Source organism: Phocaeicola sp. RTP21198st1_B8_RTP21198_201120 (assembly GCF_040929485.1).
GTDB lineage: Bacteria > Bacteroidota > Bacteroidia > Bacteroidales > Bacteroidaceae > Phocaeicola > Phocaeicola dorei.
On sequence record NZ_JBCOCI010000213.1, the window covers coordinates 1 to 1,143 of the forward strand.

A 1,143-nucleotide genomic window follows, 5' to 3' on the forward strand; every position below is an offset into this window, starting at 1 on the left:
GAGTCTTTGTTTCATGGACGATAACATCCTGTGAAAATCAAGATAATGAATTTCCTGATTATGAGGGTGGCACTTCAGTCTATTTTGCAACCCAGTATCCGGTGAGAACGTTGGTTATGGGTGAAGATGAGTATGATACGACGCTGGACAATGCTCATAAATGTAAGATTAATGCTACTATGGGCGGTGTTTATGCTAATAAGAAGGATATCACGATAGATATTGAAGTAGACAATACATTATGTGATAACCTTTATTATTCGTATACTTCTGCATCTGAAAATGTGCCGGTAAAAGCTATGCCTTCCAACTACTATACATTATCTGATGATAAGATCACTCTGAAGAATGTATTGATGGATGGTGTGGAAGTCTCATTTACTGATGCTTTTTTTGCTGATCCCGAAGCATTGACCGCTACCTATGTTATACCTTTGGTAATGACAGGTGTGACTAATGCTGACCGTATTTTGAATGGTACTTTGTCCGAAGGGGCAGAAGCCGTCAGATGTAATTCGTCAGTGTGGTTGGTGCAACCACAGGATTATGTACTTTATTGTGTGAAATACATCAATAAATGGACTGGTAAGTATCTGCGTCATGGCGTGGACAAAGTGACAGAAAACGGGACAACTACCGAGAATGATCGCCATAACGAGTATGTAGAAGATGATGAAATATGTCAGACTGTAACAAAATCTTTGACTGAAACCATTCTTACAGTTACTACCAATTTAGGGACAACAGACAATCCGCGTAATATCAGTTATAAGTTGCTGCTGGTTTTTAATGGCGATGAATGTGTGGTTTCCGGGTTGGACGGCGTTACGGCTACTGGTACTGGTAAGTTTGTTCAAGACGGTGAGAAGAATAGTTGGGGTAATAAAGACCGTGATGCCATTTATTTGAAGTATACTGTGGATTTCAGTAATGGATTAAAGCTTGAAACAGAAGATACACTGGTTGCGCATAGTCGTGGCGTGGCAAGAGAAGATTTTACGCCGATCTATGTGAAGAATTAATCGTTAAATCTAGAAGAATATGAAATACTATAATAGAATTTTACTGCTTGCTATGGTTGCCGGAATAACTGTATCTTGTGCGGATGCGCTTTTTGCGGACTACAAGACAGAGAAACCGGAG

General features: G+C 39.7%; 1 protein-coding gene. It reads left to right on the top strand.

What is annotated here, in order from left to right:
- A partial coding sequence (locus AB5935_RS24625; protein WP_368327714.1) for a DUF5627 domain-containing protein occupies window positions 1-1,022 on the top strand: 1,022 nt, incomplete at its 5' end.
- Window positions 1,023-1,143 lie beyond the last annotated feature (121 nt).